Origin of the sequence: Arthrobacter sp. ISL-65 (genome assembly GCF_018613795.1) — a bacterium.
Taxonomy (GTDB): domain Bacteria; phylum Actinomycetota; class Actinomycetes; order Actinomycetales; family Micrococcaceae; genus Arthrobacter.
The window spans coordinates 20,418-44,409 of the sequence record NZ_JAGGPN010000001.1 but is presented as its reverse complement, the minus strand read 5'-3'; the positions used below and the strand labels follow the sequence as shown (position 1 = coordinate 44,409).

Genomic DNA, 23,992 nt, shown 5'->3' with positions numbered 1-23,992 from the left:
ATTCCTAGGGGAGAAAATGCTGCTCCAGCAGATTGCCGCGTCAGTTGCCGAACACGAGGAGAGGGCGCCCTTGTGGGCCGAGCCATGGGTCTTCGGCATCTCGATGTTTGCCATCCTTGTGCTGCTGATGTTCATTACCCTCTCCTACGGCAACCTGGGCAACCGTCACTCTGCGGTGGACGAGCACGCTGACCCGCACCGCCAGCACCCCAACAAGCACGACCACGGCCAGGGCCACTAACATTTCCTCCGCACTGCACCACAAGGATACGCAGCGCCGGCTGCGGCTGGGCGTGATGGGCGGGACCTTTGATCCCATCCATCACGGCCACCTTGTGGCCGCCAGCGAGGTGGCCGACAAGTTCGGGCTCGATGAAGTCGTGTTTGTCCCCACCGGCCAACCGTGGCAGAAGTCCAGCAAGCAGGTCAGCGAACCCGAGCACCGTTATCTGATGACGGTCATCGCGACGGCGTCGAACCCGCGTTTCACCGTAAGCCGGGTAGACGTGGACCGTCCCGGTCCCACGTACACCATCGACACCCTCCGGGATCTGCGTACGCAGCGGCCCGACGCCGACCTGTTCTTCATCACCGGCGCCGACGCCCTGGCACAAATCCTGTCGTGGAAGGACATCGACGAGCTCTGGTCGCTGGCCCACTTCGTGGGCGTTACCCGGCCAGGCCATGAGCTCGACGGCATGGGCCGAAAGGACGTCAGCCTGCTCGAGGTCCCCGCCATGGCGATCTCCTCAACAGACTGCCGCGCCCGCGTTGCTGCCCATAACCCGGTGTGGTATCTGGTGCCGGACGGAGTGGTGCAGTACATCGCGAAATACGGACTCTACGCCGCACCCGCCGGGAACAGCAGCTCCGAAACTACCGAGACAAACGATCCAGCCAGCACTGAATGAGTTTGAGATGAGTCAGGAACAGCAACCGATCCGTAGTCGCCGAGAACTGCGCAAAGCCCGGGATGAAGCCCTGGCCCAGAACCGGAACGCCGCCCCTCCGGGTGCCGGCGATTTAGCCCCTGCCTCAAAACCGCCTGCTTCAAAGGCTCCCGCCTCAAACCCGGCTGCTTCGAAGCGCCCGGCCTCCGCAGGCCCGGGCACGCCAGCTCCGGCCGGCCCGGAAAAGACGGACTCTTCGCGTCCCGCCGGAGACGGCAGGCAGGCAAATGCCACTGAACGTGTGCGCCGGGTGGCGCCGGGCCTCGTGGACTCCCCGCCAGCAGGGTCAGCCGCCGAACGCTCGTCCCAGATCCGTGCCCGCGACAGGGCCGCGCTGCGGACCATCAAGGAGCTGTCCGAAAAGGAAGAGCAGCTTTCCGGCGGCGGCCCGCCGACGCGCCGCCAGCTGCGGCTGATGCAGCTCAAGGAGCAGGCGGTTACCTCGGCAATGCCCGTTGTGCCACCGGCCGACGGCGGCGCCCCCACCGGGAAACCGCCCCATTCTTCGCCTGACTCTTCTTCCGGTACGGCCGGCAAAACCGCTCCACCCACCGGGTCCAAGCCGGCTGGCCAGCCCTCCAGCGGTCCGGGTCCGCGGCCCGCGACGCCGGCAAGGGACGGGCTGCCCGAGGGCATGACCGTGGAGCAGGCCCTTGAAGCCCGTACCCTCCTCGCCGAACAGGCCAAGAACCAGATCGCCAAGATGGAACACATCGCGGCGACGGATCCTGAAGCCGTGGATCCGGACATCCTGGCCCAACAGATCGCCTTGGCCGAACGGGCCGCTGTGCTCAACAAGCGGGCCATGGCCAAGCAGAAGCTTGCCGAACAGAACACGCCCCAGCAGAGCGGACAAAATGGTCCGTCCACCGCCAGCAACCTCGCCATGGTGACGCCGCTGGAATTTGAACAGGTGCCTGGTGTGGACCGTCCCGTCATGAAGCGGCCGGCCACCTCGCATGTTCCCGTGGTGACCAACCCTGGTCCGCGGGTTCCGGCGCGTGGCAACCGGACAGCCAAAGCGTCCCGCCCAAGTGCGCCGTCCACCGGACGGTCGCGGGTCATTGCCCGGGCGGAAGCGGCGGCGCGCTCGGCGGCAGCGCCTCCGGCCGGGGCCCGCCAGAATGCGGCCTGGACCGACGAGTCCGGCGAAGACGTGACGGCGCTGCAGCCAGTGTCCGCGAAATCTGCCTACGGGCTGGAACCCCTGGACGCGGCCACCGCCGGACTCGCCCGGGCCAACCGGCTGAGGCTGATCCAGCTTGGCGTCCTGGCGCTCGGCGCAATCGCCCTCATTGCCGGCATCATCATGATCATCAGCGGCCTTTCACGCTGACTTCAGCCAGTACCACCACCTACGCTTTTTTCATCACCACAAGGAGTCCCGTGACCGCATCCGAATCGTCCGTCACCATAGCCCGGCACGCAGCCAGGGCCGCGGCGGACAAGATTGCCCAAAACATCGTCGCCCTTGACGTCAGCGAACGCCTGGCTTTGGCTGACGTGTTCCTCATTGCCTCAGCACCCAGCGAACGCCAGGTCAACGCGATAGTCGACGGCATTGAAGAGGAACTCACCAAGCAGGATCTCCGCCCGGTCCGCCGGGAAGGCCGTTCGGCCGGCCGGTGGGTCCTGCTGGATTACGCAGACGTCGTCATCCACGTTCAGCATGAGGAAGACCGCGTCTTCTATGCCCTGGAACGTCTCTGGAAGGACTGCCCGGTGGTGGACCTGCAGCTGGGAGACGACGCTTCGGCAAAGGCCGCTGCAGCCGCCGAGCAGGAGTAGCGAGGGGACCGAATATGCCCGATTTGGAATTTTCGGAAACGCTGTTCTAAGATATTTGAGTTGCTTCGGAGAGATCCGAACAGAAGTACGGATGCCACTGGCATAGCGTGAGGCCTGAAGCAGCAAGAATATGGGGCTGTGGCGCAGCTGGTAGCGCACCTGCATGGCATGCAGGGGGTCAGGGGTTCGAGTCCCCTCAGCTCCACCTGATGATCCGCTGGAATCGAAAGATTCCGGCGGATTTTTCTTTGCCGGAAAGTGGCGCCAGCCGGGCTTCGGGTGCCGGGGGAATGTGACCGAAGCCACATGTTGCTGATTCGCATCTTGGCGATTTCTGGACTACGCTGGTCGGGTTGCTTCGGGAAAACGCAAAGATTCCGGAGGGAACAGCTTGGGGCTGTGGCGCAGCTGGTAGCGCACCTGCATGGCATGCAGGGGGTCAGGGGTTCGAGTCCCCTCAGCTCCACCAAGTAGCCGCCTGATCATGGAATCGACCGTGATCCGGCGGCTTTTCTCGTTTAACCCACTGCCGGTACCGCGATCTTTGACGAATCTTGGATGTTCCTTGGGCGCGTCTTTCCCGCCCTGCCCCTAGAGTGGAGCCATGAAAACGGGAGCGGCCCTGGTGCTGTCCGTTGCAGGCATACTCGCAGCGGGCTCGGCGGCACTTGCCGTCAATACGCAGGTGCTGAACGTTCCGCCCCCAGGCACCGGCAATGCCAACATCGTCCTCCTGCCGGATGGCGCCGTGCCGCCCGTTCCTGGCACCAGCGATGGACCGAGGGCCACACCACAGGCAACAGGCACGCCAGCAGGTGGACAGAAGGGGGCCACCCCGGCGAAATCCAGCCCCGCAAAGCCGGGCTCCGCGAAGTCCGGTGCAGCGGCATCATCAAACGCAGCGAAATCGAATCCGGCAAAATCTGCCCCGGCCACAGCGCCCGGGAATGCAGGCGGTTCCGCGGCGGCACCGTCGTCCTCCGGCCCCGGTGGCGGGTCAGCCGGTGGAGCGGTGACCGTTCAGCCCGTCCCCGTCCCGGGCGGCATGGTCCCCGTTGAGCCAGGGGATGACAAGGGCGGCCTGCGGAAGGCGCCGGAGCCCGGCGATGACAGCGGCGGCCACGGCGCCGACGACTGACCCGCCGGTCTGTTCACGCAGGCTCTTTTCATGCCGGCGCACCGTTTCCTGCCCGCCTTCTTGCCTTGCGTTCCTCCCTGTCTGACCCGTCTCACCTGACTCGGCACTCCGTCCTGTGCCGCGGCGGATGGCCGCCGCGCGGCCGCGGGAGGGCGGTCCGGGTTGGGGGAGGACCTTACCGGCAATCTTGGACAAGTCTTGGATTTCCTTTACACCTATCCTCGACGGCGAGTTCCTAGTGTGGAGCCATGAAAACAAGAGCAGCCCTCGCATTATCCGTCGCCGGCGTCCTCCTCACCGGAGGCGCCGCCTTCGCCACCACCCAGTCGCTGAGCAACACCGGCACGGGTACCAGTGACGACGCCAGGAACGTCCTCGTAACGGACGACTCCGCCACGAGAACCTCCGCCCCCGCGGTCAGTTCCGCCAAGGCCACACCCAAGCCAGCCGCCAAGTCCAGCGATGACACCCAAGCCGACGACAAGAAGGCATCGGCCGCCAAGAAAGCTTCCAAGCCTGCGGAAGCCGGTGACGACAAGGGAGGGCTCCGGACCACCCCTGAGCCCGGCGACGACAACGGCGGAAGCGTGGCAGCGCCTGCAGAAAACTTCGTTGGCAGCGGCTCCCTCTCCGTTGAACCTGGCGACGACAAGGGAGGCCTCCGGGCCGCCCCCGAGCCCGGCGACGACAACGGCGGTCTCCGCTCAGACCAGGCGCCGCGGGTAGCTGAACCCGGCGATGACCACGGTGGACTTCGGACAACACCCGAGCCCGGCGACGACAAGGGCGGCGACCGTAAGGCTGTTGAGCCCGGCGACGACAAGGGCGGCGATCGCAAGGGCGTTGAGCCTGGCGACGACAGCGGAGGCAGCGGCGGCCACGGCAGCGACGACTGAAAAGACGACTGAGCAAGACGACTGAGCAAGCAAGCGACTAATAGCCCGAAGGGCCCTCCTGCACCTCGGTGTCCAGGAGGGCCTTCCGTTTGCCAAGGACGCGCGCCAGCCGGGCCGGGACGGCGCCTAGGATGAAGACATGAGGCGGATGAGCGAGCCGGGGGAGCGGCACTATTGAGCGGTAGCACTGCAAGCGGTGGAACGAGCCGCAATGCCGACGTCGTCGTCATCGGAGCTGGGCAGGCCGGCCTCTCTGCCGCCTTCCACCTGGCCCGCCGCGGCTTCACGCCAGCCCCGGCAGCAGAACAGCAACGTGGTGCAGTGACGGCAGCCGGTGCAGGGCGGTCGTACGCGGTGCTGGACGCCGAGGACGGGCCGGGCGGAGCCTGGCGGCACCGCTGGAAAAGCCTGCTCATGGCCACCGTAAACGGCATCAGTGACCTTCCCGGAATACCGCAGCCGGATGTCGATCCGGCGGAACCAAGCTCCGCATTCCTCAGCCGCTACTTCGCCGCTTACGAGAGGCAGGTCGGGCTGGCCGTCGAGCGGCCCGTCAAGGTGCTCGCCATTGAACGTGCGGACGCTGACCCGGCGGGCTGGCTTAGGATCACCACATCCGTCGGCGGCTGGACGGCCCGGGCAGTCATCAACGCCACCGGAACCTGGACCAGGCCCTTTTGGCCGATCTATCCGGGCCAGTTCACGTTCGAGGGCCGCCAGTTGCATGTCGCCGACTACGTGTCCGCAGAGGAGTTCCGCGGGCTGCACGTCATCGTGGTGGGCGGCGGAATCTCCGCCGTCGGGCTGCTGGACGAAATCTCGAAGGTCACAACGACAAGCTGGTTCACGCGCCGCGAGCCTGTATGGCGGGACGGGTTCGACCGGCAAGCCGGGCACGACGCCGTCGCACTCGTGGAAGAGCGGGTACGCCAGGGGCTGCCGCCGCAAAGCGTTGTGGCTGCCACCGGGCTCATCTGGACCCCGGTTCTCCGGGCGGCAGCCGCGCGCGGCGTGCTGGACCGCCGGCCGATGTTCACAGCGATAGAACCCGGCGGCGTCCGGCTGGCGGACGGCGGGTTCCTCGCGGCGGATGTGATCCTGTGGGCCACCGGGTTCCGCGCCGAGCTGGAGCACCTGGCGCCGCTGCACCTGCGGGGACCAGGCGGCGGGATTGCCATGGAAGGGACGCAGGTGGCCGCGGAACCCCGGGTGCACCTGGTGGGCTACGGCCCGTCGTCTTCCACCATCGGCGCAAACCGCGCCGGCCGGGCCGCGGTGACCGAAATCCTCAAACTCCTGTCAGCCTCCGCGGCCGTGGCTGATCCGCGGTAGATTTGCACGGGCGGATTTCTGCCCGGGCAACCAGCAAGGAAGAGGCGGCGGCACCACGTGACAGAAAACGGTCTTGGGCAGGTCCTGGGCTTGCTTCGAAGGCACCCCGATGTCGAGGCCGCCAACCTCCAGGCGTGGGACGCCACAGACACCCTCCTGCTGGACGCCGCCGCGGATCGGCTCGCAGCGGACAGCAGGGTTGCCGTCATCGGGGACAACTACGGGGCGCTCACGCTCGGGCTGCTGGCCGGCGGTACCGGCCCGGTGCCGGCCGAGGTGAGGGTGCACCAGGACCTGGTCACAGGGGAGCGGGCACTGCGCAGCAATGCGGCGGCACTGGGAGTTTCGGGAGACTTTGCACAGCTGCCGCTCGGCGCCGAACTGCTGGCCGGCGCGGACCTGGTGCTGTTGCAGCTTCCCAAGACCCTCGCCGAACTCGAGGAAATTTCCGACGCCGTTGCCCGGCACGCGCCTGCCGGCGCTGTCTTGCTTGCCGGCGGCCGGGTCAAGCACATGTCGCTGGGCATGAACGCCGTGCTGGGCAAATACTTCGGTACGGTGCAGCCGCAACTGGCCCGGCAAAAATCACGGCTACTCCTCGCCACCGACCCGAAACGTGCGGAAGGCAAACCGCCGTACCCCGTCACGGAACACAACGCCGAACTCGACCTGGACATCTGCGCGCACGGGGCCGTTTTCGCAGGCAGCCGTTTGGACATTGGAACCCGCTTCCTGTTGTCATTCCTGCCGCAGATCCCGGCCGCCGCCAAGGCCGTGGACCTGGGCTGCGGCACCGGGATCCTGGCATCAACGTATGCCCGCCGGCACCCCGGAGCCGAGGTCATCGCCACAGACCGGTCCGCGGCTGCAGTGGCGTCGGCAAGGGCAACTGCCCGGGCCAACGGCCTGGCAGCCAGCATCACGGCTGTCCAGGATGACGCAATGAGCACCCTTCCGGCCGGCAGCGCGGACCTGATTCTGCTGAACCCCCCGTTCCACCTCGGTTCCAGCGTCCACGCCGGGGCGGGGCTGAAGCTCTTCGAGGCAGCTGGCCGGGTGCTGGCGCCCGGAGGCCAGCTCTGGACGGTATTCAACAGCCACCTGCGTTACATGACGGCGCTGGAACGGCTGGTTGGTCCCACCACGGTGAGGGGCCGGAACCCCAAATTCACGGTGGCCGTCAGCGTCAGGCGGGCTGCCGCCTGAGCCCCGCCGGCCGTCGTCGAACGCGCCTGCACTGCCCTGAGCGTGGGGCGTACCCGTTCCCCGGGGCGTAACGTACGATTCAGGCATCGATAGTGGCCAACAAAAGATGTTAGGAAAATCCTTGACCGAGATCCGCCAGCCCTCGCCGAGGCGCGGAACCAACCTGCCGCGGATGGGCGACTTCAACCTGACTGTCATTCTCGATGCCATCCGCCGTGCCGCCGGAGGGCTCAGCCGCGTTGAACTTGCCCAGATCGTTGGTCTGTCCCCGCAAACCATTTCGAACATTTCCCGCCGGCTGCTGGACCAGAACCTCATTGTCGAGGCGGGCAAAGAGGGCAGCGGACCGGGCAAGCCGCGAACCATCCTTCGCCTGAATCCCGCTGGCATGTATGCGGTCGGGGTGCATCTGGACCCTGCTGTGGCAACGTTTGTCGTCCTTGATCTGTTGGGTGCAGTGGTCCTGCATTCGAGCGTGAAAACGCCGGACAGCTCCCGGCCCGAGGCTGTTATTACCGCCATTGCCGCCGAAATCGACAAGCTGGTCGAGGCCTCGGGTGTGGATCGCGCCAAGATTGCCGGCCTGGGCGTCGCGGCGCCCGGACCCATCGACCATGACAACGGCACAGTGGTGGAGCCGCCGCTCCTGAACGGCTGGGACAGCGTTCCGCTCCGGGATGCGCTGGCTGAGGCGACAGGACTGTCTGTGCTGATGGACAAGGACGTCACGAGCGCAGCGGTCGCGGAAACCTGGGCCGGCGGAGCCAGCGGCGCCGGCAGCTTTGTTTTTATGTACATGGGCACCGGCATCGGCTGCGGCATTGTCCTCAATGACGAGGTGGTCCGCGGCACATCAGGCAACGCCGGCGAAATCGGCCACATCATCGTTGACCCTGACGGAGCCCCGTGCGACTGCGGGTTGCGCGGCTGCGTCAAGTCCACCTGCATTCCCCAGGTCCTGGTCGCGCAGGCCCAGGCTGCAGGCATTCTGGATGAGCCCGGAACTGCCGCCAGCAGCTCTGCCGTCCAGGAAAGGTTTGCCATGCTTTGCGAAGCAGCCGACGCCGGCAACAGCGAAGCGGCTGCCATCATCGACAAATCAGCAGAACTCGTGGCCCGGGCGGCGTCAGCGGTGGCCAACACGCTGGACGTGGACAGGGTGGTGTTCGGCGGCCCCTTCTGGCCGCTGCTGTCGGCGCGCTACCTGGCGAAGGTCCCTGGCCTGATCCAGCAGAACAGCGATGCCGGCAACATCCATGCCGTCGAAGTCGTGGGCACGGGCGTGGGGGAGGACGTGGGAGCGGTGGGCGCTGCATGCCTGGTCCTCGAGCACACCCTTGCGCCCCGGGCCCAGCGGCTGCTGCTGGAGGGCTGAACCCTAGTCGATGTCCTCGACGATTGTCCCGTAGGGAATCGTATCGTCGAGGTGTGCCTGGTGCCCCCGGGGGATGTACAGCACCCGGACGCCGTGCAGCTGATCCGCTGCCGACTGGAGGAGGATCGGACGAACCATGTCGACGAAGCTTGGGTCCTTGCCGACGAGATATTCCTCGTAGCTGGCTGGTAGCTGGATCATGGCATCAGAATAGACCTGATCGTGGGCTAACGGGAGGGTGCCCGGTAACCTCCCGCCGGGCACCCGTTCCGGTATCGGACGCTTGTACTGACTAGTAGCCGGGCTGAACAGTCGGGCTGTCGCCCGTAGCCGGGCTGCTGGCAGGCACAGACGTTTCAGTGGCAACCTCAGCCTTGTCCGTTTCGGCATAGACGCTCTTGCTGACCTGGTAGGCATGCTGGTCGAGCTTGAGCGCCTCCTGGTTGATTTCCTTCAGCTTGGCGTCGGTGAGCTGTTCGATCTTGGCGAGCTCCAGCGTCTCCTGGGTGTCGCCGCCTACAGCAGTCACCTTCACCAGGCCCGTTCCGGCCGAGTAGTACTTCCGCTGGTGACCCACCGCAGGCTCCAGCGGGTTGCGTTCGTCAATCACCAGCACATCGTCATAGCAGCCCGTGGCGACGCACACATGCTCGTTCTGCTTGAAGACCTGCCCGCAGTCCAGGAAGTCGATGCTCGCCGCGTGGGCCTGGACATAACTAGACGTGTTGGTCTGGGGGTCCGCCTGCATGGCCATGCCGGCCTGGGCCTCGTCCAAGCTATGGATGAAGGTGGAAGGCGCACCGGTGAACTTCCCGCTTTCATATTCCTCCGGGTATTCACCGAACAGCCAGACGTCCCCGCTCTGGGTCTGGGCGAAGAAAGCCAGTTCTGATTCCACGAGCTCACCGTCGGCGTAGTCCCGGTCCCACATGACCTGGGTCTTCACGCCGTCGATGACCTTGGTCAGTCCCGTTATTGAGTGCACCACCGTCCGTTTGATGTCTCCCTCGGCACTCTTGACGTCACCCGTGGTGGTGTACTGCATGCCCGGCTTGAGCGGGAACCATTTGTTGTCCACGTTAGGCGATGACTGGAATTGGGAGCTGTCAAAGTTGATCGCGGAGCCGGGACCGCAGAGCTCGTCCGCGCCGGCTGTCCCGGTTGAACCGGGGGTGGCGGATCCCGAAGCCGCAGATCCGGTTGGGGAGGCTGCGGCCGACGTCGCTGTCGGTGCGGCGGAACCGGTGGTTGCCTGCGGGGCGGTATTTTGCTGTGGGGCGCAGGCCGTAACAGTGGCCAGCGCGACGAGGAGCACAAGGGCGGAGCCCGGGGCGGACGGTGATTTGTGAAGCGGTGGTTTGGAAAGGTGGAACATCTCGATGGCCTTTCGCCGTGGGGATTTCTGGCTTCCAGCAACTCCACCGCGCGTCAATACCGTGCCCGGCCGCAGCGGAAAGCTGGCGAACCGCGCCCTGCCAGCGGGCGAATCATGGGACGGTGCGACGCAGGCCAAGCGACAGGCGCGGATAATGTTCTCTCGGGAGGATTCACCGAGGAAGAACGAGAAGGAGCATCCAGCCTCCTCAACCTGAGACCTTGCCGAATCCGATACGACGTGACAAAAGAATGGACCTAATTCTTCGGTTTGGAAAGAGGTACGCCTGCGCTGGCTCCCCGCGCGGCTCGGGTGCCAGCAACGCTAGGGGTCCCTTTTGGCGAAGATAATTCTGAACGGGCGATCCAATCGGGCGTAAAGCAGCGTCTTAATTCGGCGTCAACTTGAAGGCGCCCCCGGACGGCTTCTAGAGTTCTATACAAGTTACCCAGGTAACGTGTCAGCGATCCTCCGCTGCGGATGTGCCGCCCGCCGGCCGCCAAGGAGGGTGTGGGTGCCCCCATGTGGGCCTGACATTTGCTCACGGTGGACTTCTTTACAGGCGTAACAGTCGCGGCTGCGCCCTGCCGAAGTTCGTCCCGTGTTCCCCAAACTCAATTCATTGACCGCCTGCTGCCCTGGCTTCCGCCACGGCAGCGCAGCCTTCAATGGCCCAAAGCCAAGGACGCAAATGTCACCACCAAGCCTTATTGAAACACATCCAAATCTCTCCGACACCGCGCCGGTGGCGCTCTCCTATGAGCTGTTTCCGCCCCGTTCGCCCGCTGCCGCGGAGACCCTGTGGAACACCATCCGGGAACTGGAAGCCACCGATCCCGACTACGTATCGGTCACCTACGGTGCCAGCGGCTCCAACCGCGACACCGCCGTCGAACTCATTAACCGCCTGGTGCTGGAGACCACCCTCCGTCCGCTTGCCCACCTGACATGTGTTGGCAACACGCCAACCGAGCTCGCGGAAATCATCGGTGAACTGCTCGATGCCGGCGTCCGCGGAATCCTTGCCCTCCGCGGCGACCTGCCCAAGGACAGCGGCGAACCGGTCAGCGGTTCGCTGCGCTACGCCCAGGACCTGATCGAGCTCATCCGCCGGGTGGAGCAGCGGCGCTCGGCACTGCTGTGCGCCGGGAAGGTTGCCGTTGGCGTGGCGGCCTACCCCACACGGCATCCGGAATCCCCTAGCGAGGCCCACGACGTGGAGGTGCTGCTGGCCAAGCAGCGGTCCGGTGCCGACTTCGCGATCACCCAGGTGTTCTTCCACACGGAGCAATACGCGGACCTCGTGACCAGGGCACGCCGGGCCGGCGTCACCATCCCCATCATCCCCGGCGTCATGCCGCTCACCAGCCTGCGGCGGCTCAAGCGCCTCGGCGAGCTGACCGGCGTCGAACCCGCCCCGGAGCTCATCGAGCGGATGGCTGCCGCAGATACCGACGCCGAGCGGCTCCGCATCGGCGTCAGCGCAACGGTGGACCTGGCCAACGCGGCCCTGGACGCCGGCGCACCCGGACTCCACATCTACACGTTCAATGAGCACCAGAGCGCGCTGGAGGTGCTGGACAAGCTGTCGCTTGCCCGGCCGGCACGCCCGTCGAGCCGCCTGAACGCACTCGCCCGCCGCCAGCTGGCCAGCTGACCGCATTTCCTCCCCACGACATTCACAGCTTTTCGCAACGATTCAAGGACTTTCACATGACTGAACAGAACGCCACGCCCTTCCCGTCCGCGTCCATCCTCGGATACCCCCGCATCGGCCGCCGCCGCGAGCTGAAGAAGGCCGTTGAAGCCTACTGGGCAGGCAAGATCGACGCCGCGGCCCTGGACGCCGCCGCCAAGGAGATCCAGCTAAGCACCGCCAAGCGCCTTCAGGGCCTCGGGCTTACCGAAGCCGCAGCAGTTCCGGGCACGTTCTCCTTCTACGACCAGGTGCTCGACGCCGCTGCCCACGTCGGCGCCGTTCCCGCCCGTTTCGGCAACCTCCTCAACGCCGAGGGACAGCTGGACATCGACGGCTACTTCACCCTGGCCCGCGGCAACAAGGAACAGCAGCCGCTGGAAATGACCAAGTGGTTCGACACCAACTACCACTACCTCGTGCCGGAAATCGGCCCGGAGACCAACTTCTCCCTGACCTCCAACCGCATCGTTGAAGAGTTCGAATACGCCCTGGCCAACGGCGTGGAGACCCGCCCGTACATCGTCGGCCCCGTCACCTTCCTGCTGCTGAGCAAGGCTTCCGACGACGCCCCCGCCGGCTTCAGCCCGCTGTCCCGCCTCGAGGACGTCCTGCCGGTCTACACCGCGCTGCTCGAGAAGCTGGCAGCTGCCGGTGCCAGCTGGGTCCAGCTGGACGAGCCCGCCCTGGTTGTGGACCAGGACACCCCTGAGCAGGAGATCCAGGCCGCCGCAGCCCGTGCCTACGAGGTCCTCACCGCTGCCGCCAGCCGCCCGCAGCTGTTCGTCTCCACTCCGTACGGCGCACTGAATGGCCAGCTCGGCACCCTTGCCGCCACCAACATCGATGCCCTGCACATCGACGTCTTCAAGGGCGAGGTTCCCTCCGCCGCAGCACTGGCTGCGCTGGGCACCAAGACCCTCGTTGCCGGCGTCGTGGACGGCCACAACATCTGGCGCAACGATCTTGCCGCCTCGGCTAACAAGATCGCCGAGCTGCAGAAGAGCGTCGCCAAGCTGGCCATCAGCACCTCCACCTCCACCCAGCACGTCCCGCACGACGTCGAAGAAGAGGCCCAGCTGTCCGAGCAGCTGCGCAGCTGGCTGGCGTTCGCCGACCAGAAGGCCGTTGAGGTTGTGACCCTCGCCGGCCTGCTGACCGACGCCGCCGCAGTCCAGCCGGCCATCGACGAGGCCACCCGCGTCATCGCCTCCCGCGCCGAAGCCGAGGGTGTCCGCCGCGCCGACGTCCGCGCCCGCACCGAGGCCCTGACCCCGGCCGACTTCAACCGCTCCGAGTACGCGGTCCGCGAAGCCGCCCAGGAAGCAGCACTGCACCTGCCGCCGCTGCCCACCACCACCATCGGCTCCTTCCCGCAGACCTCGGAAATCCGTTCGGCCCGCGCCCGCAACAACAAGGGTGACCTCACCAACGAGCAGTACGAGCAGCTCATGAAGGACGAGATCAAGCGCGTTGTTGAGCTGCAGGAAGAGCTCGGCTACGACGTCCTGGTGCACGGCGAGCCCGAGCGTAACGACATGGTCCAGTACTTCGCCGAGAACCTGGAAGGCTTCGACGTCACGGTCCACGGCTGGGTCCAGTCCTACGGCTCCCGCTGCACCCGCCCGTCCATCCTGTGGGGCGACGTCACCCGCAGCGCCCCCATCACGGTGGCCTGGGCGGAATACGCCCAGTCCCTGACCAACAAGCCGATGAAGGGCATGCTGACCGGTCCGGTCACCATCCTGGCCTGGTCCTTCGTCCGCGACGACCAGCCCCTGGGCGAGACCGCCAACCAGGTGGGCCTGGCACTGCGCGACGAGATCGCCGACCTCGAAGCTGCCGGCATCAAGATCATCCAGGTTGACGAGCCCGCCCTGCGCGAACTGCTTCCGCTGCGCAAGGCAGACCAGGCCGCCTACCTGGACTGGTCCGTCAACTCCTTCCGCCTGTCCACCGCCGGTGCAGCTGACGCCACGCAGATCCACACCCACCTGTGCTACTCCGAGTTCGGCGTGATCATCGACGCCATCGACGGCCTGGACGCCGACGTGACCTCGATCGAAGCTGCCCGTTCCCGCATGGAGGTCGTCCACGACCTCGAGTCCCACGGCTTCGGCCGCGGCGTCGGACCCGGCGTTTACGACATCCACTCGCCGCGCGTCCCGGGCGAGCAGGAAGTCACCGAACTGCTGAGCACCGCCGTGAAGCATGTTCCGTCCCGCCAGCTCTGGGTCAACCCGGACTGCGGCCTGAAGACGCGTGGCTACGCCGAGACCGAAGCGTCCCTGCGCAACCTGGTCGCGGCCACCAAGACGGTCCGCGCCGGCCTGCTCGAAGGCGCCAAGTAGCCAACGGCACCACGTACGACGGCGGGCGGTCACCTCACGGTGACCGCCCGCCGTCGGGCTTTAACTATCGATCGCTTCAGGACTCCCAGACGATTTCGTCGTCGACGACGCCGTCCTCGTCCGCGGACGCCACCAGAACCTCGTCGGTGAAGTGCTCGCCTAGGGTGAAGTCCAGGACGAAGTAGCGTTCGGGCTGGCCGGGGTAGATTCCCACGTGGCCAAGTTTCAGGGCCTTGAGGAACACCGCATTGGTGAGCTGGCTCTTTTCCTTCACGCCGAAGACCTTCTGCAGGTGCTCGTCCTTGATGGCGTTGCAGTGGAAGCGGAGGTATTCCTGCGGGCTGGTGCCGTCCTGCTCGAGCTCCTCGGCAATCATCTCCCTGACCTCGTCCACGAGTTCGGGGAGGTACCGCAGCCGGTAGTCCACCTTATGCATGGCCGCTTCGTCGAAGTGATCATGGGCGTTGATGTTCAGGTCCAGCTCAAGGCGTTGTCCGGCCAGCTCGTGCTCCGCGGCAACGTTATGGTCCCTGCCGTGGTTCAGCTCGATTACTCCGAAGTGCTGGCTTGCTACCTTGGTGGTCATATCTTCAACATAGACCCGAAAAGCAGAGCATTCCAGCTTCGGGGATCATTTAACTGACTGCCCCAGGCCGCCCATCGTTTCCGCCAGCAAGTCCACGAACAGCTGTACCCGCGCCGTCTTCTTGTCGTTGATGAGCAGCGCGAAGACGTTGCGGGCCAGCCGGATTTCCGGGACGTCCAGCACCACGACGCCGGCCGGCCGGTGCAGCAGCGCAAGTTCCGGCACCAGCGCTGCCCCCAGCCCGGCGGCGGCCATTTCAAGGCTGGCATGGAAGTCGTCGCTGTAGGCCACCACGCGGGGGTGAAGGTTGCAGCCGGCGAAGAGCCGCTCAATGACGGTGGCATCGCTCGTGCCGGGGTGGTGCATGATCCACGGCATGTCGGAGAGATGGTCCGCGGCCACCTTCGCGTCCGTGCGGAATCCCCAGCCGGCGGGAAGGACCACGCGGAAGTTGTCGTCGCCGATCCACTGCCGGTTGATGGTGTGGGGCCAGGCCAGCCCGGACTGTCCCACCTGGTAAACCAGCGCCACATCCGTGTCGCCGCCGGTGCGGAGCCCCTGGATGGTCTGGGCGGGTTCGGCGACGGACACCCGCAGGTCGATGGCCAGGCCTTTCCATGCGGGACTCCGCAGGATCCGCGGCAGAACGTAGGTGGCGAGGCTGGGGAAGATGCCCAGCCGGAGCTCCTGGCTGGTGGTGTCGTGCGTTTTGGAGGCCGCGGCCATCAGCGCCTCGATGTCCGTCAGGACCTTCGCCGCGTGGCGCGCCATCACCATCGCGGCGTCCGTAGGAACCACGCTCCGGGCGGAGCGCTGGAACAGGAGGACGCCCGTGTCACGCTCCAGGGCGGACATCTGCTGGGACACGGCTGAGGCGGTGTAGCCAAGTCTGATCGCCGCGGCCGCGAAGGAACCCAGCCGCGTTACCTCAAGGAGCGTCCTCAAATGCACGGGGTTGACCACCAGCCAACCTTACTCCGGCCGCTCAGTGGCAGGAAAAGTGGCAGGAGAAGGGAAACCCATCCGGCACCCGCGTCTGCTCCGAATAGTCCGCGACTACCAATTCCGCGGCAACTGTTCAGCAGAGGAGCAAAGATTGTCACCGAGCCCAGCATGGAGTGGAGACGAGAGGCGGCGGGTCGCCGTCGTCGGAAGCGGAGTGGCGGGCCTGACGGCGGCACATATCCTCAGCCACCGGGACCACGTGACCCTCTTTGAGGCGGATTCCCGGCCCGGCGGGCATGCCCACACGCACGACGTCCGGCAGGACTCAGGGAGCCTCGCCGTGGACACCGGCTTCATTGTGCACAACAACCGCACCTACCCGAACCTCATCCGGCTGTTCGCGTAACTAGGCGTCGAGACGCAGGATTCGGATATGACCATGAGCATCCGCTGCGACGGCTGCGGCCTGGAGTACGCAACGCCTACACCTGGGTGCACAAGTACATCTTCCCGGGCGGATTCCTGCCCTCCGTGCGGGCGATCGAGAGCGTCACGGAGCAGCACACCACCCTCCGGGTCCGGGAGCGCCGGGGGAGGGGCGACCACTACGCCGCCACCCTGAGGCTGTGGGAGGAGCGGTTCCTGCAGCATGCGCAGGAGGTGCGCGAGCTCGGATTCGACGGGGTCTTCCAGCGGATGTGGCTGTTCTACCTTTCCTACTCCCGGGCCGGCTTCCAGTCCGGATACCTGGACGTGCAGCAGATCGTCCTGGACCGCCGGGAGGCTCAGCTCTAGCCGATCGGAGGCTCAGCCCCAGTTTGGCGTTTGCTTAATCACAGTGGGGGTCCCGAAGCATGCTTCGGGGCCCTCAGTGTTGTGTTCCGGCGCACCCAAAAGGTGCCGTCAGGGGTGCAACGACACGCCGTCTTCGGGACGACACGCTGGGGTTTAAATGTGGCTAACTACTCCACAGGGTGTGGATTCCGTCCATCAAAAACCCGGAAATCCGGACATTTTGAGGGCACCGGCCTGTGGATTAAAAGTGCATTAAATGACATACTTGTAATACATCATCTTGGGGTCCCCTCCGGGGCCGCGCACTACATGTAGTATCGACATACAGATTGAGCGGGAGACCGGCGTAGCCAGTACTGGACAGTAAGGTCCGGGCAGAGTCCACCGCTACGATGCCAGAGATTTCAATACAGAGACACAAGCAAGGTCTCAGAAGAGTGCAGCAGCAGTGACTTCAACAAAGGGGACAGGAACCATGACCGTTACGGTTTACACCAAGCCGGCCTGCGTACAGTGCAACGCCACCTACCGTGCACTGGACAAGAAGGGTATCGCCTACCAGAGCGTGGACATTTCCCAGGACGCGGACGCCCTTGAGCGCCTGAAGTCGCTCGGCTACATGCAGGCACCGGTCGTCGTCACGGACCAGGACCACTGGTCCGGTTTCCGCCCGGACAAGATCGAGGAGCTGGCGCTGAGCGCCTCCGCCTCTGTGGCCTAAGGCTGCGCCCACGCCGTTTCCGGCAGAGAATTCCCGAGTAGATGAGGTGACTCGCATGGCTGCGCCGGCACTTGCCGATGCGCCGGCCGCAGCCCGTGCTGCGGACACGACGCCCGTCAATCAGACACCGCCCGTGAACCAGACTCACAGCCGCCTCATCTACTTTTCCTCGGCCTCCGAGAACACCAGCCGCTTCATCGGGAAGCTTGGTGCGGACGCAGCCAGGATCCCCCTGCACACCAAGGATGAACCCCTTGTTGCCTGTGAACCGTTCGTGCTCGTGGTCCCCACCTACGGCGGGACAGGCGGCGAGGGCTCAGTGCCCAAGCAGGTCATCAGGTTTCTGAACAACCCGGATAACCGGCGCCTGCTCAGGGGAGTCATCGGGGCCGGAAACACGAATTTCGGGGACAACTACTGCATGGCGGGCGACATCATCGCTGCCAAATGCAAGGTCCCCCACTTATATAAGTTTGAACTCATGGGTACGCCGGAAGACGTCTCCCGTGTACAAAAAGGATTGGAAGAGTTTTGGACACGACTGTCGCAGACACAGAAGTAACCAGGCCCGAAGGAAAGGACGCGTCCATGGAGACGGCTGTTGAAAAGCAGGAGAAGCCGGCGCTCCCCGCTGCCTATAAGGGCCTGGGTTACCACGAGCTGAACGCGATGCTGAACCTGTACGGTCCGAACGGCGAGATCCAGTTCGAGGCTGACCGCGAGGCGGCACACCAGTACTTCCTGCAGCACGTGAACAACAACACGGTCTTCTTCCATGACCTCGAGGAGAAGCTCGACTACCTGGTGAAGAACCAGTACTACGAGCGCGAGACCCTCGACCAGTACACGATGAACTTCATCCGCGAGCTCTTCAACCGTGCCTACAAGAAGAAGTTCCGCTTCGAGACCTTCCTGGGCGCCTTCAAGTTCTACACGTCCTACACGCTCAAGACGTTCGACGGCAAGCGCTTCCTGGAGCGCTACGAGGACCGCGTGTGCATGGTTGCCCTGCACCTGGCCCGCGGCAACGAGCAGCTTGCGCTGCAGATGGTGGACGAGATCATCGAAGGCCGCTTCCAGCCGGCCACCCCCACGTTCCTGAACGCCGGCAAGCGCCAGCGCGGGGAGCTGGTCTCCTGCTTCCTGCTCCGCATCGAAGACAACATGGAGTCGATCGGCCGCTCCATCAACTCGGCCCTGCAGCTGTCCAAGCGAGGCGGCGGCGTGGCCTTCGCGCTGACCAACATCCGCGAAGTCGGCGCCCCGATCAAGCAGATCGAGAACCAGTCCTCCGGCGTCATCCCCGTGATGAAGCTCCTCGAAGACAGCTTCTCCTACGCCAACCAGCTGGGTGCCCGCCAGGGCGCCGGTGCCGTATACCTGCACGCCCACCACCCGGACATCTACCGGTTCCTGGACACCAAGCGGGAGAACGCGGACGAGAAGATCCGCATCAAGACCCTGTCACTCGGCGTCGTGATCCCGGACATCACCTTCGAGCTGGCCAAGAAGGACGAGGACATGTACCTGTTCTCGCCGTACGACGTCGAACGCGTCTACGGGATGCCGTTCTCCGACGTCTCGGTCACCGAGAAGTACTACGAGATGGTGGACGATTCCCGGATCAAGAAGACCAAGATCAAGGCGCGCGAGTTCTTCCAGACCCTCGCCGAGATCCAGTTCGAGTCCGGCTACCCGTACATCATGTTCGAGGACACCGTGAACCGGGAAAACCCGATCGACGGCAAGATCATCATGTCCAACCTGTGCTCGGAGATCCTCCAGGTCTCGCAGCCCACGACGTACCACGATGACCTGTCCTACGACGAGACCGGCAAGGACATCTCCTGCAACCTGGGCTCGCTGAACATCGCGAAGACCATGGACTCGCCGGACTTCGGCCGGACCATCGAAACGGCCATCCGCTCCCTCTCGGCTGTCTCGGACATGTCGAACATCACCTCGGTGCCGTCCATCGCCCGCGGCAACGACCAGTCGCACGCCATCGGCCTGGGCCAGATGAACCTGCACGGCTACCTGGCGCGGGAGCGGGTGCACTACGGCTCCGAAGAGGGGCTGGACTTCACCAACATCTACTTCTACTCCGTCGTGTACCACGCGGTGCGGGCCTCGAACCTGCTGTCCATTGAGACCGGGCAGACGTTCGGCGGCTTCGAGAAGTCCAAGTACGCCTCCGGCGAGTTCTTCGACAAGTACACCGAGCAGGAGTGGGTGCCGCAGACCGAGAAGGTCAGGGAGCTCTTCAAGAACGTGCACATCCCCACGCAGGAGGACTGGCGTGAACTGAAGGCCTCCGTCATGGAGCACGGCATCTACAACCAGAACCTGCAGGCCGTCCCGCCGACGGGCTCGATCTCCTACATCAACAACTCCACCTCCTCGATCCACCCGGTGGCGTCCAAAATCGAGATCCGCAAGGAAGGCAAGCTGGGCCGCGTGTACTACCCGGCCCCGTACCTGACGAACGACAACCTGGAGTACTACCAGGACGCGTACGAGATCGGCTACGAGAAGGTCATCGACACCTACGCCGCTGCAACGCAGCACGTGGACCAGGGCCTGTCCCTGACGCTGTTCTTCAAAGACACTGCCACCACCCGCGACATCAACAAGGCGCAGATCTACGCCTGGCGCAAGGGCATCAAGACCATCTACTACATCCGCCTCCGCCAGCTCGCGCTGGAAGGGACGGAGGTTGAGGGCTGCGTCAGCTGCATGCTTTAATGTTCAACTAAATCGTAATGGTACGACGGCGGGCGCCCGCCCGCCGTCGTACGCTTTAAGTAAGAACCAACCCAACTTTTTAGGGGATGACATGACCGAGAAGGTCAAGCTGCTCAGCCACGTCGAGGCCATCAACTGGAACCGGATCCAGGACGACAAGGACGTTGACGTCTGGAACCGCCTTGTCAACAACTTCTGGCTCCCGGAAAAGGTGCCGCTGTCCAACGACGTCCAGTCTTGGAACACGCTGACGCCGGCCGAGCAGCAGCTCACCATGCGCGTGTTTACCGGTCTGACCTTGCTGGACACGATCCAGGGCACCGTGGGCGCCGTCTCCCTGATCCCGGATGCAATCACGCCGCACGAAGAGGCCGTGTACACGAACATCGCGTTCATGGAGTCCGTGCACGCGAAGAGCTACTCCTCGATCTTCTCCACGCTGGCCTCCACCAAGGAGATCGACGAGGCGTTCCGCTGGTCCACCGAGAACGAGAACCTTCAGAAGAAGGCGCAGATCGTCATGGACTATTACCAGGGCGACGATCCGCTGAAGCGCAAGGTGGCTTCCACGCTGCTGGAGAGCTTCCTGTTCTACTCGGGCTTCTACCTGCCGATGTACTGGTCCTCGCGCGCCAAGCTGACGAACACGGCCGACCTGATCCGCCTGATCATCCGTGACGAGGCTGTCCACGGCTACTACATCGGCTACAAGTTCCAGAAGGGCCTGGAGAAGGTTTCTGAGGCACGCCGGCAGGAGATCAAGGACTACACCTTCGAGCTGCTCTTCGAGCTGTACGAGAACGAGGTCCAGTACACGCATGATCTCTACGACGGCGTCGGCCTGGCCGAGGACGTCAAGAAGTTCCTGCACTACAACGCCAACAAGGCGCTGATGAACCTGGGCTACGAGGCCATGTTCCCGGCCTCCGTCACTGACGTGAACCCGGCCATCCTGTCGGCCCTGTCTCCGAACGCCGACGAGAACCACGACTTCTTCTCTGGTTCGGGCTCGTCTTACGTCATCGGCAAGGCTGTCAACACCGAGGACGAGGACTGGGACTTCTAGCCAGCTGTGAGACCGCGCCCTAACTGAGCAATTTCGCAGTATCTGGTGTGAGATTCCAAACTAGTTGACCTTTGTTCCGTTCTAGTTGACCGGCTTCCGGTCTACTTGAATCTGTTCCATTCCAGTTGAACCAGCTGGCTTTGTTTTCGGGTGTGGTCCAACGATAAGAAAAATGCGACGTTGGGCCGCCGTGGTCGGGGTGCCGGTTCCTCGGCTGGCTTTAGGAACGATGGGTCAAGGCTGGGCATGATTTTCTCTGGCTCTTGTCTTCAGTGTCGGGTCATGCCGGCCGGGCAACGGCCTCGTGTGCTGCGGTCCGGCTCATGGGCCAATCAATCATCAGAATAGTCGGAGGGTAGTTGATGGCGGAGCGCAAGATTCCTGATCCAGAGCGGTTGAAGCTGTGGGTCAGGTCTGGTGGCCGCTGCCAGATCTGCCGCCGGCATCTTCTTGAGGGCCAGTTGGGCTATAGGGAGCTCACGTTCGGTCAGGCAGCCCACATAGTTGGTCAGAAGGCGAGTGCGAAGTCGCCTAGGGGCCTGGACGGGTTGTTGACCGATGACGAGCGGGACAATGCCGATAACCTGATGCTTATCTGCGATGACGAGCACAGCGAGATCGACAAGTGGGGTTCAAGGGAGGCTTTTACCGTTCCGTTTCTTCGTGAATTGAAGCGGAAGCATGAGGACCAGGTTTTTCTAGCGACGAGCTTCGGTGAGTACAACCGGACCACTCCAATTCGGATGTTGGGTTGGCTTCGCGGAAGCCCAGCCGAGGTTGGCCGGGACGCTGTGGCGACTGCGGTGATGGCTAGTGCCGGACGAATGCCGCGGTTCGATTTGTCCACGCGGAACATGCTCGAGATAGACCTGCGCGGTTTACCCGGCGAAGACGGGCCGTCGCCTGAGTATTATGCGGCGGCATGCCAATTAATCGACAGGGCTGTCAAGACCAAGGCGGCGGAAGCGGTCGCCAGCGATGACATCATCCATTTGAGTGTCTTCGCTTTCGCCCGCCTGCCGCTCCTGGTCTATCTTGGGGCTCAATTGGGTGACCAGGTTCCGGTCGATGTTTATCAGAAGCACCGGAGCACCGGCGATTGGAAGTGGCCTGAACCGGACGGGACAGCCACGTTTGCCTTCAGCGTGCCAGACCCAGAGCCTGCCAGCTGCGAAGCAACTCTCGTGATCAACGTCAGCGGCACCATTCACCGGGATGAGTTGCCGCCCGGCGTTCGCGACCTCCCGGTGTTTGAGCTTGCTGTCGATCAGCTTGCACACCCAGATGTCCTGGCAGGGCCGGGGGCACTGGACGCCTTCAGCGATGCTTGCAGACGGATGCTCGCCGAGATGGAGGGTCGGGGCCATAAGCACGTCCGTCTCCTCCATGTGTTCGCAGCTATGCCCTTGTCCTCCGCTGTGGAGTTCGGGCGGGTTCTCTCACGCGATGTATATCCATCACTTCAGCTCTATGACCGTACGCCGAGCGGCGGCTACGTCCCCGCCATCCACGTTGGGAAATCATGAAACTGACCCAGTATTTCGGCAAGATGTTGACCGATACGGTGAACCTGAACGCGAGTCGGCTAGGCGACCTCGACACGAGGGTAGTCCGCATCACAGAGGCGTTGAAGGCGGCGGATTCCTTGGACGGTCGCGTCCTCGACACGGTCCCGCAGGGCTCATGGGCTCACGAAACGATCATCCGTCCAGCTGTTGGCCTTGAATTCGATGCGGACTTCCTCGTTCAACTCAGCGAGGATGAAGCCTGGAATGAGAACCCGCGCAGCTACGCAAATACTGTCTACACCGCGCTGTCTGATCACGCGATCTATGGAGGCATGAGCTCCAAGAAGGACCGCTGCGTCCGGGTGACGTACGCTAACGACTGCCACATCGACATCATCACCTATGTTGTGATGGCGAATGGCCGGCAGGTCATTGTCAATCGGAATACTAACGAGTTTGAGGACACGAATCCTGTCGGCTTCTCCGAATGGATTCAGGAAAAAGACCGGCTGACCAACCGCAACCTTCGCAAGGCCATCCGGCTCCTTAAGTACCTCAGAGATCATCAGGATGCGTTCAAGCTGAAGTCAGTCCTACTGACAACCATGGTTGGAAACATCGTGGACAGCTGGCGCGACCTTAACGGCGAGTACTACAAAGATGTGCCTACCACCCTCCTGCATTTGGTTGAAGACTTGGACCGGTGGTTACAGTCACAGTGGACAAAACCACATCTCGCCGACCCGAGCTGCCCGGCGACGTCCTTTAACCACCGCTGGACTGACAGCCAGTTTGCTGCCTTCCGGGACAGGATTCATGAGTTGGCCCCCAAGATCCGCGAAGCGTTTGATGCCTCAACAGTCGACGAGAGTATTGCCGCTTGGCGAAAGGTGTTCGGACCAGCGTTTCCTGAATCAGTCGTGAACGCAGTCACCATGTCCGCCAGTGCGGCGGTCAAAAACTCAACAGGCCGCCGTGCGCCTAAAGAACGATTCATTGAGGAAATGTTCCCTGTCCAAATAACTGACACGGTCAGCGTCAGGTGTGACGTATCCCCGCCTCGCGAGCTCAATCGCGTTCAACGCCGTGCATTACGAGCAGGCGCGGGAGTTGTTCCCAAGCAACGTGATCTACATTTTGCGGTAGAAGGGACCAGCGTGAAAGGGCCCTTCGACGTGTATTGGAAAGTTCGAAATTCGGGCTTAGAAGCTGAGCGGAAGCAATCCTTGCGCGGTGAGATTACTCGGGATGTGGGCCAACGGCGGAAAAAGGAAAGCACGCTCTATGCCGGTAGCCATTACGTCGAATGCTATGTGATAAAAGAAGGAATTTGCGTGGCCCGGTCGCGGCAGCCTGTTGTGATCATCTAAGCCAAACTACCAATGGTCAGGCTTAAGACGTCTGCGGACTTCCGTCAAATAAGGCACATGACAGTCAGGCAACTTATGCCGTGGACGCATTACGTGATCGTCGGCGATGTCTTACCCAGGCATAGCGCTCCGGGGCTTGGTAGCCTTCT

General features: G+C 63.8%; 21 protein-coding genes, 2 tRNA genes and 2 pseudogenes. 21 read left to right on the top strand and 4 right to left on the bottom strand.

Annotated features, from left to right (window positions below):
- Positions 1–16: 16 nt before the first annotated feature.
- The 11 genes from J7I85_RS00210 to J7I85_RS00160 all read left to right on the top strand — a co-directional run bounded on the left by J7I85_RS00210 (position 17) and on the right by J7I85_RS00160 (position 8,685).
- A complete protein-coding gene (locus J7I85_RS00210) occupies positions 17–241 on the top strand; it encodes a hypothetical protein (RefSeq protein WP_214845087.1) in 225 nt (74 codons plus the stop codon).
- A gap of 13 nt (positions 242–254) precedes the next feature.
- Positions 255–911, top strand: coding sequence for a nicotinate-nucleotide adenylyltransferase (gene nadD, locus J7I85_RS00205; RefSeq protein ID WP_374102416.1), 657 nt, complete (start codon positions 255–257; stop codon positions 909–911).
- A 304-nt stretch (positions 912–1,215) separates the two neighbouring features.
- Positions 1,216–2,286 carry a hypothetical protein gene (locus J7I85_RS00200; RefSeq protein ID WP_308159340.1) on the top strand — a complete coding sequence of 357 codons (1,071 nt, stop codon included), beginning with the start codon at positions 1,216–1,218 and terminating at the stop codon, positions 2,284–2,286.
- Positions 2,287–2,336: 50 nt separating this feature from the next.
- Positions 2,337–2,738, top strand: a complete 402-nt coding sequence (rsfS, locus tag J7I85_RS00195; RefSeq protein ID WP_214845085.1) for a ribosome silencing factor — start codon at positions 2,337–2,339, stop codon at positions 2,736–2,738.
- A gap of 132 nt (positions 2,739–2,870) precedes the next feature.
- A tRNA-Ala gene (locus tag J7I85_RS00190) sits at positions 2,871–2,943 on the top strand.
- Positions 2,944–3,131: 188 nt separating this feature from the next.
- Positions 3,132–3,207, top strand: a tRNA-Ala gene (locus J7I85_RS00185).
- 135 nt (positions 3,208–3,342) lie between these two features.
- Complete coding sequence (locus J7I85_RS00180) at positions 3,343–3,876, top strand: hypothetical protein (RefSeq protein ID WP_214845084.1); 534 nt, start codon at positions 3,343–3,345, stop codon at positions 3,874–3,876.
- Positions 3,877–4,124: 248 nt separating this feature from the next.
- Positions 4,125–4,772 carry a hypothetical protein gene (locus J7I85_RS00175; RefSeq protein ID WP_214845083.1) on the top strand — a complete coding sequence of 216 codons (648 nt, stop codon included), beginning with the start codon at positions 4,125–4,127 and terminating at the stop codon, positions 4,770–4,772.
- Positions 4,773–4,946: 174 nt separating this feature from the next.
- Positions 4,947–6,104, top strand: coding sequence for an NAD(P)-binding domain-containing protein (locus tag J7I85_RS00170; protein WP_214845082.1), 1,158 nt, complete (start codon positions 4,947–4,949; stop codon positions 6,102–6,104).
- A 57-nt stretch (positions 6,105–6,161) separates the two neighbouring features.
- Positions 6,162–7,310, top strand: coding sequence for a class I SAM-dependent methyltransferase (locus J7I85_RS00165; RefSeq protein ID WP_214845081.1), 1,149 nt, complete (start codon positions 6,162–6,164; stop codon positions 7,308–7,310).
- Between the two features lie 121 nt (positions 7,311–7,431).
- Positions 7,432–8,685, top strand: coding sequence for an ROK family protein (locus tag J7I85_RS00160; RefSeq protein WP_251023738.1), 1,254 nt, complete (start codon positions 7,432–7,434; stop codon positions 8,683–8,685).
- Between the two features lie 3 nt (positions 8,686–8,688).
- Here the strand turns inward: J7I85_RS00160 and J7I85_RS00155 are convergent, their stop codons facing one another.
- Positions 8,689–8,886 (bottom strand): hypothetical protein, encoded by a 198-nt coding sequence (locus J7I85_RS00155; protein WP_102972413.1) that lies wholly within the window; start codon positions 8,884–8,886, stop codon positions 8,689–8,691.
- 91 nt (positions 8,887–8,977) lie between these two features.
- Positions 8,978–10,060 (bottom strand): hypothetical protein, encoded by a 1,083-nt coding sequence (locus J7I85_RS00150; protein ID WP_251023737.1) that lies wholly within the window; start codon positions 10,058–10,060, stop codon positions 8,978–8,980.
- 691 nt (positions 10,061–10,751) lie between these two features.
- Here J7I85_RS00150 and J7I85_RS00145 point away from each other — a divergent pair.
- Together J7I85_RS00145 and metE are read left to right on the top strand one after the other, a co-directional pair.
- Positions 10,752–11,717 (top strand): methylenetetrahydrofolate reductase, encoded by a 966-nt coding sequence (locus tag J7I85_RS00145; RefSeq protein WP_214845080.1) that lies wholly within the window; start codon positions 10,752–10,754, stop codon positions 11,715–11,717.
- A 56-nt stretch (positions 11,718–11,773) separates the two neighbouring features.
- Positions 11,774–14,107 (top strand): 5-methyltetrahydropteroyltriglutamate--homocysteine S-methyltransferase, encoded by a 2,334-nt coding sequence (metE, locus tag J7I85_RS00140; RefSeq protein WP_214845079.1) that lies wholly within the window; start codon positions 11,774–11,776, stop codon positions 14,105–14,107.
- 76 nt (positions 14,108–14,183) lie between these two features.
- On the opposite strand, the gene J7I85_RS00135 is transcribed toward metE, so the two are convergent.
- Both J7I85_RS00135 and J7I85_RS00130 read right to left on the bottom strand, forming a co-directional pair.
- A complete protein-coding gene (locus tag J7I85_RS00135; protein ID WP_190602553.1) occupies positions 14,184–14,693 on the bottom strand; it encodes a DUF2004 domain-containing protein in 510 nt (169 codons plus the stop codon).
- A 45-nt stretch (positions 14,694–14,738) separates the two neighbouring features.
- Positions 14,739–15,656, bottom strand: coding sequence for a LysR family transcriptional regulator (locus J7I85_RS00130; RefSeq protein ID WP_214845078.1), 918 nt, complete (start codon positions 15,654–15,656; stop codon positions 14,739–14,741).
- Positions 15,657–15,789: 133 nt separating this feature from the next.
- On the opposite strand from J7I85_RS00130, the pseudogene J7I85_RS00125 reads away from it, so the two are divergent.
- From J7I85_RS00125 to J7I85_RS00090, 8 genes and pseudogenes are all read left to right on the top strand, one after another.
- Positions 15,790–16,116 (top strand): annotated as a pseudogene (locus J7I85_RS00125) (FAD-dependent oxidoreductase); the annotation flags it as partial.
- Positions 16,113–16,433: pseudogene (locus J7I85_RS00120) on the top strand (class I SAM-dependent methyltransferase); the annotation flags it as partial. The pseudogenes J7I85_RS00125 and J7I85_RS00120, both read left to right, overlap by 4 nt.
- Positions 16,434–16,908: 475 nt before the next feature.
- Positions 16,909–17,154 carry a glutaredoxin-like protein NrdH gene (gene nrdH, locus J7I85_RS00115; RefSeq protein ID WP_076802586.1) on the top strand — a complete coding sequence of 82 codons (246 nt, stop codon included), beginning with the start codon at positions 16,909–16,911 and terminating at the stop codon, positions 17,152–17,154.
- A 55-nt stretch (positions 17,155–17,209) separates the two neighbouring features.
- Positions 17,210–17,716 (top strand): class Ib ribonucleoside-diphosphate reductase assembly flavoprotein NrdI, encoded by a 507-nt coding sequence (gene nrdI / locus J7I85_RS00110; RefSeq protein ID WP_251023736.1) that lies wholly within the window; start codon positions 17,210–17,212, stop codon positions 17,714–17,716.
- Between the two features lie 26 nt (positions 17,717–17,742).
- Positions 17,743–19,899 carry a class 1b ribonucleoside-diphosphate reductase subunit alpha gene (gene nrdE / locus J7I85_RS00105; protein WP_214845076.1) on the top strand — a complete coding sequence of 719 codons (2,157 nt, stop codon included), beginning with the start codon at positions 17,743–17,745 and terminating at the stop codon, positions 19,897–19,899.
- Between the two features lie 91 nt (positions 19,900–19,990).
- Entirely contained in the window at positions 19,991–20,965 is a 975-nt protein-coding gene (nrdF, locus tag J7I85_RS00100) for a class 1b ribonucleoside-diphosphate reductase subunit beta (protein ID WP_214845075.1), read from the top strand.
- Positions 20,966–21,327: 362 nt separating this feature from the next.
- Positions 21,328–22,491, top strand: coding sequence for an SAVED domain-containing protein (locus J7I85_RS00095; protein WP_214845074.1), 1,164 nt, complete (start codon positions 21,328–21,330; stop codon positions 22,489–22,491).
- Positions 22,488–23,843, top strand: coding sequence for a cyclic GMP-AMP synthase DncV-like nucleotidyltransferase (locus tag J7I85_RS00090; RefSeq protein WP_214845073.1), 1,356 nt, complete (start codon positions 22,488–22,490; stop codon positions 23,841–23,843). Before J7I85_RS00095 ends, J7I85_RS00090 begins: the two co-directional genes overlap by 4 nt.
- Positions 23,844–23,992: the final 149 nt, after the last annotated feature.

Coding starts and splice junctions, on each gene's coding strand:
- J7I85_RS00135 (WP_190602553.1), bottom strand. CDS start 14,693: ATGACCACCAAGGTAGCAAGCCAGCACTTCGGAGTAATCGAGCTGAAC.
- nrdH (WP_076802586.1), top strand. CDS start 16,909: ATGACCGTTACGGTTTACACCAAGCCGGCCTGCGTACAGTGCAACGCC.
- J7I85_RS00175 (WP_214845083.1), top strand. CDS start 4,125: ATGAAAACAAGAGCAGCCCTCGCATTATCCGTCGCCGGCGTCCTCCTC.
- J7I85_RS00210 (WP_214845087.1), top strand. CDS start 17: ATGCTGCTCCAGCAGATTGCCGCGTCAGTTGCCGAACACGAGGAGAGG.
- J7I85_RS00150 (WP_251023737.1), bottom strand. CDS start 10,060: ATGTTCCACCTTTCCAAACCACCGCTTCACAAATCACCGTCCGCCCCG.
- J7I85_RS00155 (WP_102972413.1), bottom strand. CDS start 8,886: ATGATCCAGCTACCAGCCAGCTACGAGGAATATCTCGTCGGCAAGGAC.
- J7I85_RS00180 (WP_214845084.1), top strand. CDS start 3,343: ATGAAAACGGGAGCGGCCCTGGTGCTGTCCGTTGCAGGCATACTCGCA.
- J7I85_RS00145 (WP_214845080.1), top strand. CDS start 10,752: ATGTCACCACCAAGCCTTATTGAAACACATCCAAATCTCTCCGACACC.
- J7I85_RS00090 (WP_214845073.1), top strand. CDS start 22,488: ATGAAACTGACCCAGTATTTCGGCAAGATGTTGACCGATACGGTGAAC.
- metE (WP_214845079.1), top strand. CDS start 11,774: ATGACTGAACAGAACGCCACGCCCTTCCCGTCCGCGTCCATCCTCGGA.
- nrdF (WP_214845075.1), top strand. CDS start 19,991: ATGACCGAGAAGGTCAAGCTGCTCAGCCACGTCGAGGCCATCAACTGG.
- nrdE (WP_214845076.1), top strand. CDS start 17,743: ATGGAGACGGCTGTTGAAAAGCAGGAGAAGCCGGCGCTCCCCGCTGCC.
- J7I85_RS00095 (WP_214845074.1), top strand. CDS start 21,328: ATGGCGGAGCGCAAGATTCCTGATCCAGAGCGGTTGAAGCTGTGGGTC.
- nrdI (WP_251023736.1), top strand. CDS start 17,210: ATGGCTGCGCCGGCACTTGCCGATGCGCCGGCCGCAGCCCGTGCTGCG.